Genomic DNA, 13,515 nt, shown 5'->3' on the forward strand with positions numbered 1-13,515 from the left:
ACTTCTCAGCGCCGCCAAGGGCACTGGTCGCTTACGGTAACGGCGGCATGGGCTGCCACCCGGAGTCCTTAAGGATCGCGCGGGATTCACGCCAGCCGCGCCACAGGCTGCTGATGCCCTGGAGCCGGCGCTCAACGACGGTAAGCCGGAGCAGCTCCTTCGCAACAGTCAGTGCAGTGCCGGCGGCGAATCCTGCCCGGTTGAACCGGCCGTGGGCCCTCAGATACCCGGCAGTGTGCCCGCGGTTGCGCATGGCGCAGAACCGGCTGAGGTCACTTGAATCGTTCAGGTGCCGGATTCCGAGGTCTATCTGCTTCTGCGGACGGACCTTGCGAAGGACGAATGCGTTGACGTAGGCCACCCGGTGGGCAAGGGAAGCCAGCCAGCCGTAGATTTCATCGTCGCCGTTAATGAAGAACCGCGGATCCGGCAGGCCGATGGACCGCACGGTCTCGGCGTTGATAAGCATTCCCTCGAAACAACCCACGTTCGTGTCGAACACGGGCCTGTCCCGGAAGACATTGCCGCGCACGGGAACATGCACGCCCAGCACTGGAATAAACCGGTGCTGCCAGAAAAAGGGGCGGCCGGCTTCATCGAAGCGCCGGCCGTGGATGCAGTCGTACTCGCCTGTCCATTCGCCCAGGGCGGCCACTGCCCCCGGCAGCGCCACCACGTCGTCGTCCATGAGCCACAGCCACTTGGCACCCAGATCAAGCGCCGTCTGGATCCCCGCGGCGAATCCACCCGAACCGCCGGTGTTCTCGGTGAGTGTGCGGACCGTTAGGGGTACCGGGAACCCGCCCGAGATGCGTTCCAGGAATGAGGCAGTGCCGTCGGTGCTGGCGTTGTCCACCACCACCACGCGCGCGGGCGCAGGATCGAGTGCCGCCACCGATTCCAGCAGGCCCCGCAGGTAATCGGATCGGTTGAAGGTCACAATGACCACCGCCAGGCCATCGATTCCCGCTGCCATGCCCGGCACCTAGAAGCCCAGGTCCGAGGGCGGGCCGAACGTTTTTCCGCGGACACCGCCGGTATAGGCGCGCAGCCAGCTGCGGAAGCCGCGGAGGTCACGGGTACGGGCAAAGTAAACGGTGTACCCCACAACGTCTGCAGCCAGGGAACGCACACGCTTGTACTTCGCGGTGAGGTGGCCCCGGTTGCGGTAGAAGAAGAAGCGCTTGAACTCAGTGTCCGGGACCAGCACATGCAGTCTCCCGCCCAGGATCTCCTGGACCTCGGACCAAGCTGCCGGGTGGCTCAGGGCCACTGAGGTCAGGGTGCCGAAGGGAATGCCGGCTTTACGCAGGCGGATCATGAAATCGGTCTCATCGCCGCGGATGAACAGGCGCAGATCGGGCAGTCCCACCCGGAAAAAGACGTCACGGCGGATCAGGGCGCCGTTGAAGAAATGGCCGACTCCGGGCAGGAACCCTGCCTTCGCAACTTCGGCGCGGTCGTGCGTCAGCCGTCCGTCAATACGGAAGTGGAAGCTGAGTGTGTCCGGTTTGCCCGGCGCGACCACCAGGGGAAGGATTACGTCCAGGCCGCGCTCGTTGGCGGCGTCGAGCAGTGCCTGAAGGCACCCGGGATCTTCGGGATGGGCGTCATCGTCCATGATCCAGATCCATTCGGCCCCGGAAGCGATTGCCGTCAGGATCGCCAGCGAAAAACCGCCTGCGCCGCCCAGGTTTGTCTCCGAGCGCACGTACGTGACATTGGCATCCGATGCCTCGGCTATATCCTTAACCGGGCCCCTGCCGGAGTCCACGAGGGCTACGGAAGAGATGTCGGCTGACTGTGCGGCCAGCGCCCCCAGGAGGGTTTTGACGTCATCGGGGCGGTCGAAAGTCACCGCGGCCACGGCCACTGATTCCGGCAAGACGATCCTTTCAGGGCTCCGCCCCGAGGCACGGGCATTGCCGGACGTTCAGGGTGGTGCAGTTAGTATGCTGAATAGAATTCAGTCTATTACACCGGATTGGACCCGCTGCCGTGCCGGCTGCACGGCAGGACCGCTTACAACCTAGACACGAACCGGGCGCAGGCCCGCTGAGGACTATGAACGATTCAAACAGGGACAGAACCACCCCGGCCCGGGACGAGAAGCCGGCACTCTGGCTCTGGTCCCAATATGTGCTGGACTCTCTGGCCTGGGTGGTGGCCATCGTCCTGGCGCTGGTCCTGCGCTACGAACTGTCCGTCGATGAGATAAACGTCGCAGGCCTGGCCGCATTCTGCGGGGTGGCCGTGGTGACCCAGCTGGTGGTTGGCTACTCGTTCGCCCTCTACCGCGGCCGCTACAGTTTCGGCAGCTTCCACGAGATGCGCCTGCTGGCTGTCGTCACCATTGTGGTTTCGGCCATCCTGGTCCTGGTCAGCGCTCTCTTTGGCCTCGCGATCGACATTCCCCGAAGCACGGGCGTGCTCGCCTTCCCGTTCGCCTGCCTGTTCATGGCCGCGATCCGCTACATGAAGCGCATGTACGTTGAGAGCAAGGCCCGTCCGGGCGACGAAGCCCAGCGCACCCTGATCTACGGCGCCGGTTTCCTGGGCAATTCGCTTGTAACGCGCATGATGAACGATCCTGATTCTCCGTACTTCCCCGTGGGGCTGATCGACGACGATCCTGCCAAGAAGCACCTGCGGCTGGGAACCGTGCCGGTGGTCGGCAAGCTGGTGGACCTGCCGGACCTGGTCCAGCGCACACGGGCCAAGGTGCTTATCATCGCGATCGCCGACGTCGATGCGGCGCAGGTGCGTGAGGTCACCGACCGGACGGAGGGCCTGAACCTGAGGGTCATGGTGCTCCCGCCGCTGCGGGACATGCTCGCAAAGGGGGCCGGCGCTGGCCTGACCGACTTCCGCGAAGTCGCAGTTGAGGACTTGATCGGCCGGCGGCCCGTGGACATCCACGTGGATGAAGTCGCCGGCTACCTCACCGGCAAGAAGGTTCTTGTCACCGGAGCCGGAGGCTCCATCGGCTCCGAGCTCTGCCGGCAGATCACCGCGTTTGAACCGAGCGAACTGATCATGGTGGACCGGGATGAGACCGGCCTCCAGCTGACTCAGCTCTCAATCACGGGCCAGGGCCTGCTCAACGGCAAGGACACCGTCCTCGCTGATATCCGGGATGCCCGTGCTCTGGATGAGATCTTCTCCCAGCGCCGCCCCGACGTCGTATTCCACGCAGCTGCCCTGAAGCATGTATCGCTGCTGGAGCAGTATCCGCTCGAAGCCTGGAAGACGAATGTCCTGGGTACCGCCAATGTACTTCGCTCGGCACAAAAAGCGGGCGTGAGCCACTTCGTCAACATTTCAACGGACAAGGCAGCCAACCCCACAACCGTGCTGGGCCACTCCAAGCGCGTAGCGGAAAAGCTCACCGCCTGGATGGCAGGACAGACCGGCCAGAGGTTCGTTTCGGTCCGGTTCGGCAACGTGATCGGCAGCCGCGGCTCCATGCTGCCGCTGTTCACGGAGCAGATCCGCCAGGGCGGTCCCCTGACAGTCACGGATCCGGAAGTCACCCGGTTCTTCATGACCATTCCGGAAGCCTGCCAGCTGGTTATCCAGGCCGGAGCGATCGGCCGCGGGGGAGAGGTCCTGATTCTTGACATGGGCGAACCGGTCAAGATCCTCGACGTCGCCCGCCGGATGATCGCCATGTCCGGCAAGGACATCGAAATCGTCTTCACCGGGCTCCGCAAGGGCGAGAAGCTGCACGAAATCCTGGTGGGTACAGGCGAAGACGATTCGCGCCCGCTGCATCCGAAGATCTCACACACCTCCGTGGCCGTACTGGCGCCGGAGGACCTCGACGCCGCGGACTGGCTTCGGCGCTGCGGCTTCGATCCGTCTGCAGAGGCGGACGCCGCCGGGGGAGTGGCCGCTGCTTTGTTCCCGCTGCCGGATACGGCGGCCCTTCGCCTGGCTGACCTCCAGGGCGGCACGCCCGCGACCGGGCAGGGCGAGCGGCGGACCGGCTGATGGGACTCGCTGTTCCGGCCGCAGTTGCCTTCCTTGCCAGCCTGCTGCTGCCCTTCGCTTTCATTCCGCTGCTGCGCCGCCTGGGCGTAGTGGACGTGCCCAATGAACGTTCTTCCCACACCAAGGTGGTCATCCGCGGCGTGGGAGCCACCATCGGCGCCGGTGTGCTCCTGGGCCTGGCCGCGGCGCTGGTTACCGGCTACGTTGCCGTGGACCGTTCCCTGGTGCTGCTGCTGATCGGCATCAGCGGCTCTGCTGCCCTGCTGGGCTGGGTCGAGGATTTCCGCGGGCTTTCCGTCCAGGTGCGGTTCGGGCTGCAGCTGGCGATCGGTGCAGCGGGCACGACGGCGCTGGCCGCCGCCCTGGGCCAGAGCTTCTGGTGGGTGCCGGTAGGGACCCTGGTCATCGCCGGATACATCAACGTTGCAAACTTCATGGACGGTGTGAACGGTATTTCCGGTCTGCACGGACTGGCAGTGGGTGTCCTGTACGCGGTGGCCGGCGTGCTCTCCGACCAGGTGTGGCTGACAGTTGCCGGAACCGTCATTGCGGCTGCCTTCGCGGCCTTCCTGCCCTGGAACCTCGGCCGGGGCTCAGTCTTTATGGGAGACGTCGGCAGCTACCTCCTGGGCGCCTCCATTGCCGGGACCGCTGTGGCTGCCTTCCTTGCCGGGGTCTACGTGGAGTACCTGCTGTTCCCGATCCTGATTTACGTCCTGGATACCTTTACCACCCTTGTTCGCCGTATCTGGCGCGGGGAACGCTGGTACGCCGCCCACCGCCAGCACGTCTACCAGCGGCTGACCGACGCCGGCCTGAGCCACCTGCAGTCGGCAGCGGTGGTCACCGTATGCACCGTGCTGGTTGGCAGCACCGGCCTGGTTACCGGCGGGTCAGGGTGGGGCATTACAGCTGCGGGAACCGTGTTCGTCGCTGCCGTGGCTGCCCTGTACCTCGCGTCGCCGCGAATAGCCGCGCGTCTGCGGCAGCGTGCCCGTACCTGATGCGGTCCGGGCATGCCTGCCGGGGACATGGTGACGCCCCGATGTCATTGTGCAGTTCTATGTACTGTAGAATTCAAACGTCGCGGCGTACGGTAATGCGTCAACCCGGACCCGAACCACGTTCCCCCAAAGCACAAGGATGATCCTGCAGCCATGAGCCAAGCCAACGGCGGACTCGATAAGCGGATCAGTGTTTCCGGGCCAACGGACGCTCCGTGGATCGGCATCCTCAAGACGTCCCTTCTCTGGACAGCTGTTCCTGCACTAGCTGCAGCCTGTGTGGCCCTGGCTGGCCCGGGCATCAACGGTGCATTCAGCGTTGCAGCCGGCTGGGCCCTGATCGTCCTGTTCTTCGGAATCAGCCTGCTGGTAGGCCACGTTGTCGGCCGGAAGAACCCCTCAGGCGCCATCGGAATGTTCGCCGTGACATATGCCGTCAAAGTAGTCGGCTTCGCGGCCGTTCTGTGGATGGTGGGAGTTCCGCAGTGGCTCGAAAGGCCGTGGTTTGCCTACGCGGCACTTGGGACGGTCGTAATCTGGCAGGTGGCCGAAATCCGTGCGTTTTCCCGGACCCGCCAGCTCATTTATTCCGATGCGCCTGCGGGCGCGGACAAAGAAGTGAAAGGAGTCTGAGGTGGCAGCGAAATCAAAGAAGAATGCAGCCGGCCAGGTTCCCGCAGCCTTTGAAGCGCCGTTGAGCAAGCGTCGCGCGATCCTCCAATATGTCCTGTCCGGAATCATTGCCCTTGGTTTGATAGGGTGGGGGCTGGACAGTCTTCTGGAGACCCGCTGGATTCTTTTTGCAGGTATTGCCCTGGGCGGGCTGAGCGGTTATTACGTCGCTGCCGCACACGGGCTCACTTCCACTAAGCCAAAACCGCCTGCGGGTGGAGAACGGCCGGACGAGGGTTAGACGAAGCAATGTCACACAACTTAGTAAACGGATGCATGCCACATGCCCCCGCCAATGAAATGCCCAACGATGGACAAAGCAGAGAGGAAACGCGTTGATCGCGCTTGCGCTTCCCGCCGCCAATGAAGAGGGGTTTGTTCCACCAACCCTCGATGAAATGCACCTCCCTGAGATCCTTCCCTGGGGCGCCGAGTACGGCGAGGGCTTTGGAAAGCAGATGCTGCTTATCCTTCTGTCCGTTGCCCTGATCAGCTGGTTCTTTATTGCTGCCGCGCGGAAGCGGCAGCTTGTTCCGGGCCGGCTGCAGTTCCTGGGCGAGTTCAGCTACAACCTCGTCCGCAACTCGATCGGACGCGACATCATCGGTGAGAAGGACTTCCGTCCGTTCATCCCGCTGCTGTTCTCCCTCTTCTTCTTTATCCTGCTGAACAACCTGTGGGGCAGCATCCCGCTGGCCCAGCTGCCCACCACCTCGCATGTTGGAACGGCATATGCCCTGGCAGCGATCGTGTACTTCACCTGGATCATCCTTGGCATCAAGAAGCACGGCATCAAGTACTTCAAGTACGCCACTGTTCCTTCCGGTGTTCCGATGGCCATCCTTCCGCTGGTTGTCCTGATCGAAATCATCTCGACCTTCCTGGTCCGCCCGATCACGCACAGCCTCCGACTCTTTGCCACCATGCTCTCCGGCCACCTGATCATCATGCTTGCTGCATCGGGTACCGAGTTCCTGCTGCTCGAGGCTGAAGGCCTGCTGAAGCCGCTTGGCGCGCTGACGCTCGTTGGCGGCGTGGCAATGTTCTTGTTCGAAGTTTTGATCCAGTGCCTGCAGGCCTACGTCTTTACCCTGCTGACTGCGATCTACATCCAAGGCTCTGTCGCAGCCGCGGAACACTAAAACCTCCCCTTAGGGGGAAACCCCTGAACCAAACAACCTGCCTGCGGGCATCTTGAAAGGAACAAACCAAATGACTGGTGAAATCAACGGCAGCCTTAACCTCATCGGCTACGGCCTCTCCGCAATCGGTGGTGCTATTGGTGTGGGCCTCGTCTTCGCCGCTTACATCAACGGTGTTGCACGTCAGCCGGAAGCACAGCGCGTGCTGCAGCCGATCGCATTCCTGGGCCTGGCCCTGACCGAAGCACTCGCCATCCTTGGTCTGGTTTTCGCGTTCGTCCTCGGATAGTTTCAGCGCGTTTTCCCACACCAAGTAGATAGGACGGATGAGAAATGAACGAGGCAGTAATCCTCGCCGCCACTGAAGGCGCTAATCCTCTGATCCCAAACATCTGGGAGATCCTGGTAACACTGCTTGGCTTCGCCGTGCTGATGTTCATCGTCGTCAAGTTCGTCGTCCCGATGTTCGAGAAGACGTATGCAGAACGTACCGAGGCCATCGAAGGCGGACTTGCCAAGGCCGAGGCAGCACAGGCTGAGGCCAGCGCTGCCCTCGACGAGTACAAGCAGCAGCTGATTGACGCACGCACCGAAGCCAACCGGATCCGTGAGGAAGCGCGCGCTGAAGGCGCTCAGATTCTCGCCGACCTGAAGGCAAAGGCTGCTGCCGAATCGGCACGCATCATGGAACAGTCCCAGGCCGCCATCGAAGCAGAGCGGCAGGCAGCAGTTGTCTCGCTCCGCAGCGAAGTCGGAACCCTGGCCACTGAGCTGGCAAGCAAGATCGTCGGCGAGTCCCTCGCAGACGACGCTCGTTCGGCACGCGTAGTGGACCGTTTCCTGGATGAGCTGGAAACCTCGCAGAACGCAGGTGCGGTTCAGTAATGGCAGGTATATCGAGCGAGTCACTGGCAGCGGCCCAGGGTCAGTTGGAAGCACGCCTTCCCAACGCGACCCTTGGCCTTGCCGAGGAACTCTTTGGAATCCTGGGCCTCCTGGACGGCCAGACCGGCCTGCTGCGGGCCCTGACTGATCCGGCTCGTGACGGCCATGAGAAGGCAGCCCTGGTCTCCAAACTGGTTGGCGGCAAGGTTTCGGCCGACGCCGAGCAGATTGTTGCTTCTTTGGTTGAATCCCGGTGGCGCACACCGCGCGACCTCGGGGATGCTCTGGAAACCCTGGCTGCAACGGTTGTCTCCGCGGTCGCGGAAAACAAGGGTCCCGGTGCAGCCGGCCTTGAGGAACTTGAGGGAGACCTCTTCCGTTTCAACGAGACCGTGGCGTCCAGCCATGAAGTGCAGCGCGCACTGTCCAACCCGCAGGCAACTGTTCAGGCTCGGGCAGAGCTGGCACTGAAACTTGTACCCGGAGCGTCTGACGCAGCCAAGGTACTGATCCGGCAGGCTGTTACCGCTCCGCGCGGCCTCCGCCCCACTGCACTGGTCACCCGGTTCCTGGAACTGGTGGCTGGACGGCAGCAGCGGTGGATCGCAGAAGTGCGGACCAGCCGGCCCCTCACCGATGAGCAGCGTGCACGGCTGCAGGCGTCCTTGAACGGCCTGTACGCCCGTGAGCTGAAGATCAACGCAACCGTTGATCCCTCGATCGTCGGTGGTATCCGGGTTACGGTGGGCGATGAAGTCGTCGATTCCACCGTGGTGACCCGGTTGTCGGAACTGCGCCGGAAGCTCGCGGTTTAGCCACCTTTGTGGCTCTACCGGCCATGAGAAACATTTGAGAACCAATCGAAGGTCATCGGCACGAAGCGATGATCACAACATAGGAGAGCAGGGACTGCAGATGGCCGAATTGACCATCAACGCCGACGACGTCCGTAATGCGTTGAATGAATTTGCGGCGTCCTACGAACCCGGAAACGCAGAGCGCGTTGAAGTTGGCCGCGTAACCACCGCCAGCGACGGCATTGCCCGTGTGGAGGGCCTGCCCTCCGTGATGGCGAACGAGCTGCTTCGGTTTGAGGACGGCACGCTGGGCCTGGCCCAGAACCTCGACACCCGTGAAATCGGTGTCGTTGTCCTTGGCGACTTTGGCGGCATTGAAGAAGGCCAGGAAGTTCACCGCACCGGTGAAGTCCTGTCCGTCCCCGTTGGGGATGCCTTCCTTGGCCGCGTCGTCGATCCGCTGGGCGAGCCCATGGATGACATGGGACCGATCCAGGCTGAAGCACGCCGTGCACTGGAACTCCAGGCACCGGGTGTTACGCAGCGTAAGTCGGTTCACGAGCCGCTTCAGACCGGCCTGAAGGCCATCGACGCGATGATCCCGATCGGCCGCGGCCAGCGCCAGCTGATCATTGGTGACCGCAAGACCGGCAAGACGGCAATCGCCGTCGACACCATCCTGAACCAGAAGGCCAACTGGGCCTCGGGCGATGCGCAGAAGCAGGTGCGCTGCATCTACGTGGCCATCGGCCAGAAGGCTTCGACGATCGCCGAGATCAAGCGCACCCTCGAAGACGCAGGCGCCATGGAGTACACCACCATTGTGGCCTCCCCGGCATCTGACCCCGCAGGCTTCAAGTACCTGGCACCGTACGCCGGCTCGGCCATCGGCCAGCACTGGATGTACGGCGGCAAGCACGTCCTGATCATCTTTGATGATCTCTCCAAGCAGGCTGAAGCCTACCGCGCCGTGTCGCTGCTGCTGCGGCGCCCGCCGGGACGCGAAGCCTACCCGGGCGACGTCTTCTACCTGCACTCCCGCCTGCTGGAGCGCTGCGCAAAGCTCTCTGACGAGCTCGGTGCAGGCTCGATGACCGGCCTGCCGATCATCGAAACCAAGGCAAACGACGTGTCGGCTTACATTCCGACCAACGTCATCTCCATCACCGACGGCCAGATCTTCCTGCAGTCGGACCTCTTCAACGCCAACCAGCGCCCCGCAGTGGACGTCGGTATCTCTGTCTCCCGCGTTGGCGGTGCTGCACAGCAGAAGGCCATGAAGAAGGTCTCCGGTACTTTGAAGCTGGAACTGGCCCAGTACCGCGACATGCAGGCATTCGCCATGTTCGCTTCGGACCTGGACGCTGCTTCACGCCAGCAGCTGACCCGCGGTGCACGCCTGATGGAACTGCTCAAGCAGGGCCAGTACGCTCCGTTCCCCGTTGAAGACCAGGTTGTCTCCATCTGGGCCGGTACGAACGGCTACCTCGACGACGTTCCGGTGGAAGACATCCGCCGCTTCGAATCCGAGTTCCTTGACCACGTCCGCCACTCTTCGAAGGTCCTGACCGTTCTGGCCGAGACCAACAAGCTCGAAGATTCAACGGTGGATGAACTCAAGACCCTCATCACCAACTTCAAGCAGGGCTTCTTCGGCGAAGGCGACAACCGCATGGTTGCAGCCGGCCACGAAGAGGCATCGGCTCTGGACGAGGATGCAGTCGACCAGGAAAAGATCGTCAAGCAGAAGCGCTAGCGGCTTAGGGTTCCGCGGCCGGTTCACACCGGCCGCGGAACCCGCCGCAATTGCCTTAGCCCCTAGTTCAAAACGCTAGGAACCGAAAGGAAAAGTATGGGAGCCCAAATTCGGGTCTACCGCCAGAAGATCGCCTCGACCACGTCGATGCAGAAGATCTTCAAGGCGATGGAGCTGATTGCTGCCTCTCGCATTGGAAAGGCCCGCACCCGCGTAGCCGCGGCGCTGCCTTATTCCAACGCGATCACCCGTGCCGTTTCTGCTGTGGCGTCCCAGTCGGAAATCGATCACCCGCTGACTACCGAACCGGAGCAGATCCGCCGGGCAGCAGTGGTCATCATGACTTCCGACCGCGGTCTTGCCGGATCTTATTCCGCCGGCGTCCTGAAGCAGAGCGAATCGCTTAACGAGTTGCTCCGTGAAGAGGGCAAAGAGGTCAAGACGTACCTGGTTGGTCGCAAGGCCCAGGCGTACTACGACTTCCGTGACCGTGCCTACGAGCGCGTGTGGACCGGCGGTACGGATGCGCCCGAGTTCGAGACTGCCCGTGAAATCGGCAAGACACTCCTCGATGACTTCAATACGGCCTACGAAGACGGCGGCGTGGACGAAATCCACATCGTGTTCACGCGCTTCAAGTCCATGGTTGTCCAGGAACCTGCGGTTATCCGTCTGCTGCCGCTGGAAGTAGTCGAAGAGGAAGCACCGTCCGAATCGGACATCCTGCCCCTCTACGAGTACGAGCCCGAGCCGGAACAGGTCCTTGACGCCCTGCTGCCGCGTTACATCGAGTCACGCATCTTCGCAGCAATGCTCCAGGCCGCCGCTTCCGAGCTCGCAGCCCGCCAGCGTGCCATGAAGTCCGCAGGGGACAACGCCTCCGATCTTATTAAGAAGTACACGCGACTTCGCAATAACGCCCGTCAGGCTGAAATCACCCAGGAACTCTCCGAGATCGTGGCTGGTGCGGACGCGCTTAGCGCTTCCTAGCCCGCCTTCGAAGAGATCCACCAGAAAATACTTAGTCCACACGCCATCTAACTGAGTGAAGTGAGAGAGATGACTGCCCAAACTGCCGAGCACGGAGCAACCTCCGTAGCACCGGGCGCCACAGGCCGTATCGCCCGTGTCATTGGCCCGGTTGTCGACGTCGAATTCCCGGCTGACGCAATCCCCACCATCTACAACGCCCTCACCACCGAGCTGACGCTCAACGGTGAGACCAAGACCATCACGTTCGAGACCTCCCAGCACCTGGGTGACAACCTCGTCCGCGCCATCTCCCTGCAGGCCACTGACGGCCTGGTCCGCGGCGCAGCCGTGGTCGACACCGGTGCTCCGATCTCCGTGCCTGTTGGCGACGGCGTCAAGGGCCACATCTTCAACGTGCTCGGTGAGCCGCTTGACGTTCCGGCTGAGCAGCTGGAAATCAACGAGCGCTGGCCGATCCACCGCAAGGCCCCGAACTTCGCGGACCTTGAAGGCTCCACCGAGATGCTCGAAACCGGCATCAAGGTCATCGACCTCCTCACCCCGTACATCAAGGGTGGAAAGATCGGCCTGTTCGGCGGCGCCGGCGTTGGCAAGACCGTGCTGATCCAGGAAATGATCACCCGTGTTGCCCGTAACTTCGGTGGAACCTCCGTGTTCGCCGGTGTTGGCGAGCGTACCCGTGAAGGCAACGACCTCTGGGTCGAAATGGAAGAGGCAGGCGTCCTGAAGGACACCGCCCTTGTATTCGGCCAGATGGATGAGCCGCCGGGAACGCGTCTGCGCGTTGCACTGTCCGGCCTGACCATGGCGGAGTACTTCCGCGATGTTCAGAACCAGGACGTGCTGCTCTTCATCGACAACATCTTCCGCTTCACCCAGGCCGGTTCCGAGGTGTCGACCCTGCTGGGCCGCATGCCTTCCGCCGTGGGCTACCAGCCCAACCTGGCTGACGAGATGGGTCTGCTGCAGGAGCGCATCACCTCGACCAAGGGCCACTCCATCACCTCGATGCAGGCCATCTACGTCCCGGCTGATGACTACACCGACCCGGCTCCGGCCACCACGTTCGCGCACCTGGATGCCACCACGGAACTTTCCCGTGAAATCGCATCCCGTGGCCTGTACCCGGCTGTGGATCCGCTGAGCTCGACGTCGCGCATCCTTGACCCGCAGTACGTGGGCCAGGAGCACTACGACACGGCTGTCCGCGTGAAGCAGATCCTTCAGAAGAACAAGGAACTGCAGGACATCATTGCCATCCTCGGCATTGACGAACTGGGCGAAGAAGACAAGATCGTCGTCGCCCGTGCACGCCGCATCCAGCAGTTCCTGTCGCAGAACACCTACACTGCCAAGCAGTTCACCGGCGTCGAAGGCTCGACCGTGTCCGTCAAGGACACCATCGAAGGCTTCAAGGCCATCTGCGACGGCGACGTGGACCACATTGCCGAGCAGGCCTTCTTCAACGTTGGCGGCATGGACGATGTTGAGCGTCAGTGGGCGAAGATCCAAGAGCAGACCGGGAAGTAAGCCCCATGGCTGACACTGCTGAACTCGAAGTCGAGATTGTCGCGGCCGACCACTTTGTGTGGTCCGGCCCGGCAAAGATGGTCAAGGCACGCACTGCCGACGGTGAAATCGGGATCCTTCCCGGCCACGCGCCGGTGCTGGCGATCCTGGCCGAGGGCGAGCTGGCCATCGAACCGGTGTCCGGCAGCCGTATCACGGTGGGCGTCGACGGAGGATTCTTCTCCGTTGATTCCAACCGTGTGGTCATCGTCGCGGACAACGCCCAGCTGAACGACGCAGCCAACGCTGGGACCCGCTGACCCTTCCCAATGGACAGTACCTACGTGTTCATTGCGCTGGCAGCGGTCCTCGGACTGCTGGTACTCGCAACGGCGCTTTTCTGGGTGCGCCGCACACAGCTGCGGCGCACCCTGGGTACCTTCGACGCCTCCATCTGCTTCCCGCCCGGCGGGTGGCGGATGGGGGTTTGTCGTTATACGGACACCCATCTGGAATGGCTCCGGCTGCTCTCACTCAGCCCGGTTCCTCCGTACCGGTTCCTGCGCAGTTCCCTGGTGCTGAAGGGGTGGCGCCAGCCCACTGAGGCTGAGCGCGCCCGTATTCAGCCCGGAGCACTCGTAGTGACCTTTGAGTACGAAGGACGCGAGCTTCACATGGCGATGAAATACGACGTCTACACGGGACTGTCTTCCTGGCTGGAAGCCGGGCCCGTGATTGGCATCGGCACCTGGCGGTAACGCCGG

Annotated in this window: 15 protein-coding genes; 13 read left to right on the forward strand and 2 right to left on the reverse strand. The window is 62.5% G+C overall.

Translation table 11 applies throughout. From position 1 onward, the window contains the following. Positions 1-31: 31 nt before the first annotated feature. Together FYJ28_RS10890 and FYJ28_RS10895 are read right to left on the reverse strand one after the other, a co-directional pair. On the reverse strand, positions 32-976 hold the full coding sequence (locus FYJ28_RS10890; protein WP_154579295.1) for a glycosyltransferase: 945 nt from the start codon (positions 974-976) through the stop codon (positions 32-34). Positions 977-985: 9 nt separating this feature from the next. After that, positions 986-1,885 carry a glycosyltransferase gene (locus FYJ28_RS10895; RefSeq protein WP_154579296.1) on the reverse strand — a complete coding sequence of 300 codons (900 nt, stop codon included), beginning with the start codon at positions 1,883-1,885 and terminating at the stop codon, positions 986-988. 179 nt (positions 1,886-2,064) lie between these two features. Between FYJ28_RS10895 and FYJ28_RS10900 the strand changes: the two genes are divergently transcribed. From FYJ28_RS10900 to FYJ28_RS10960, 13 genes are all read left to right on the forward strand, one after another. Then, positions 2,065-3,993 (forward strand): polysaccharide biosynthesis protein, encoded by a 1,929-nt coding sequence (locus FYJ28_RS10900; protein ID WP_154579297.1) that lies wholly within the window; start codon positions 2,065-2,067, stop codon positions 3,991-3,993. After that, on the forward strand, positions 3,993-4,997 hold the full coding sequence (locus FYJ28_RS10905) for an MraY family glycosyltransferase (protein ID WP_055239623.1): 1,005 nt from the start codon (positions 3,993-3,995) through the stop codon (positions 4,995-4,997). Before FYJ28_RS10900 ends, FYJ28_RS10905 begins: the two co-directional genes overlap by 1 nt. A gap of 153 nt (positions 4,998-5,150) precedes the next feature. Further along, positions 5,151-5,630 carry a hypothetical protein gene (locus FYJ28_RS10910; protein WP_154579298.1) on the forward strand — a complete coding sequence of 160 codons (480 nt, stop codon included), beginning with the start codon at positions 5,151-5,153 and terminating at the stop codon, positions 5,628-5,630. 1 nt (position 5,631) lies between these two features. Then, the gene (locus FYJ28_RS10915; RefSeq protein WP_055239625.1) at positions 5,632-5,910 is read left to right on the forward strand and encodes a hypothetical protein; all 279 of its coding nucleotides are present in this window, start codon (positions 5,632-5,634) and stop codon (positions 5,908-5,910) included. A 94-nt stretch (positions 5,911-6,004) separates the two neighbouring features. Next, complete coding sequence (atpB, locus tag FYJ28_RS10920) at positions 6,005-6,811, forward strand: F0F1 ATP synthase subunit A (RefSeq protein WP_055239626.1); 807 nt, start codon at positions 6,005-6,007, stop codon at positions 6,809-6,811. Positions 6,812-6,881: 70 nt separating this feature from the next. Beyond that, the gene (gene atpE / locus FYJ28_RS10925; protein ID WP_055239627.1) at positions 6,882-7,100 is read left to right on the forward strand and encodes an ATP synthase F0 subunit C; all 219 of its coding nucleotides are present in this window, start codon (positions 6,882-6,884) and stop codon (positions 7,098-7,100) included. A gap of 44 nt (positions 7,101-7,144) precedes the next feature. Continuing rightward, positions 7,145-7,696 (forward strand): F0F1 ATP synthase subunit B, encoded by a 552-nt coding sequence (locus FYJ28_RS10930; RefSeq protein ID WP_154579299.1) that lies wholly within the window; start codon positions 7,145-7,147, stop codon positions 7,694-7,696. Then, positions 7,696-8,511 (forward strand): F0F1 ATP synthase subunit delta, encoded by an 816-nt coding sequence (locus FYJ28_RS10935; protein ID WP_154579300.1) that lies wholly within the window; start codon positions 7,696-7,698, stop codon positions 8,509-8,511. The genes FYJ28_RS10930 and FYJ28_RS10935 overlap by 1 nt, the downstream gene beginning before the upstream one ends. A 100-nt stretch (positions 8,512-8,611) precedes the next feature. Next, positions 8,612-10,249 carry a F0F1 ATP synthase subunit alpha gene (gene atpA / locus FYJ28_RS10940; protein ID WP_055239630.1) on the forward strand — a complete coding sequence of 546 codons (1,638 nt, stop codon included), beginning with the start codon at positions 8,612-8,614 and terminating at the stop codon, positions 10,247-10,249. 96 nt (positions 10,250-10,345) lie between these two features. After that, on the forward strand, positions 10,346-11,239 hold the full coding sequence (locus tag FYJ28_RS10945; protein WP_055239631.1) for a F0F1 ATP synthase subunit gamma: 894 nt from the start codon (positions 10,346-10,348) through the stop codon (positions 11,237-11,239). Between the two features lie 69 nt (positions 11,240-11,308). After that, positions 11,309-12,772: a F0F1 ATP synthase subunit beta gene (atpD, locus tag FYJ28_RS10950; protein WP_055239632.1), complete on the forward strand. Its 1,464-nt coding sequence runs from the start codon at positions 11,309-11,311 to the stop codon at positions 12,770-12,772. 5 nt (positions 12,773-12,777) lie between these two features. Further along, the gene (locus FYJ28_RS10955) at positions 12,778-13,071 is read left to right on the forward strand and encodes a F0F1 ATP synthase subunit epsilon (protein ID WP_055239633.1); all 294 of its coding nucleotides are present in this window, start codon (positions 12,778-12,780) and stop codon (positions 13,069-13,071) included. A 9-nt stretch (positions 13,072-13,080) separates the two neighbouring features. Further along, complete coding sequence (locus FYJ28_RS10960) at positions 13,081-13,509, forward strand: DUF2550 domain-containing protein (protein ID WP_055239634.1); 429 nt, start codon at positions 13,081-13,083, stop codon at positions 13,507-13,509. Positions 13,510-13,515: the final 6 nt, after the last annotated feature.

This window comes from Arthrobacter sp. BL-252-APC-1A (genome assembly GCF_009696625.1).
Taxonomy (GTDB): Bacteria; Actinomycetota; Actinomycetes; order Actinomycetales; family Micrococcaceae; genus Arthrobacter_B.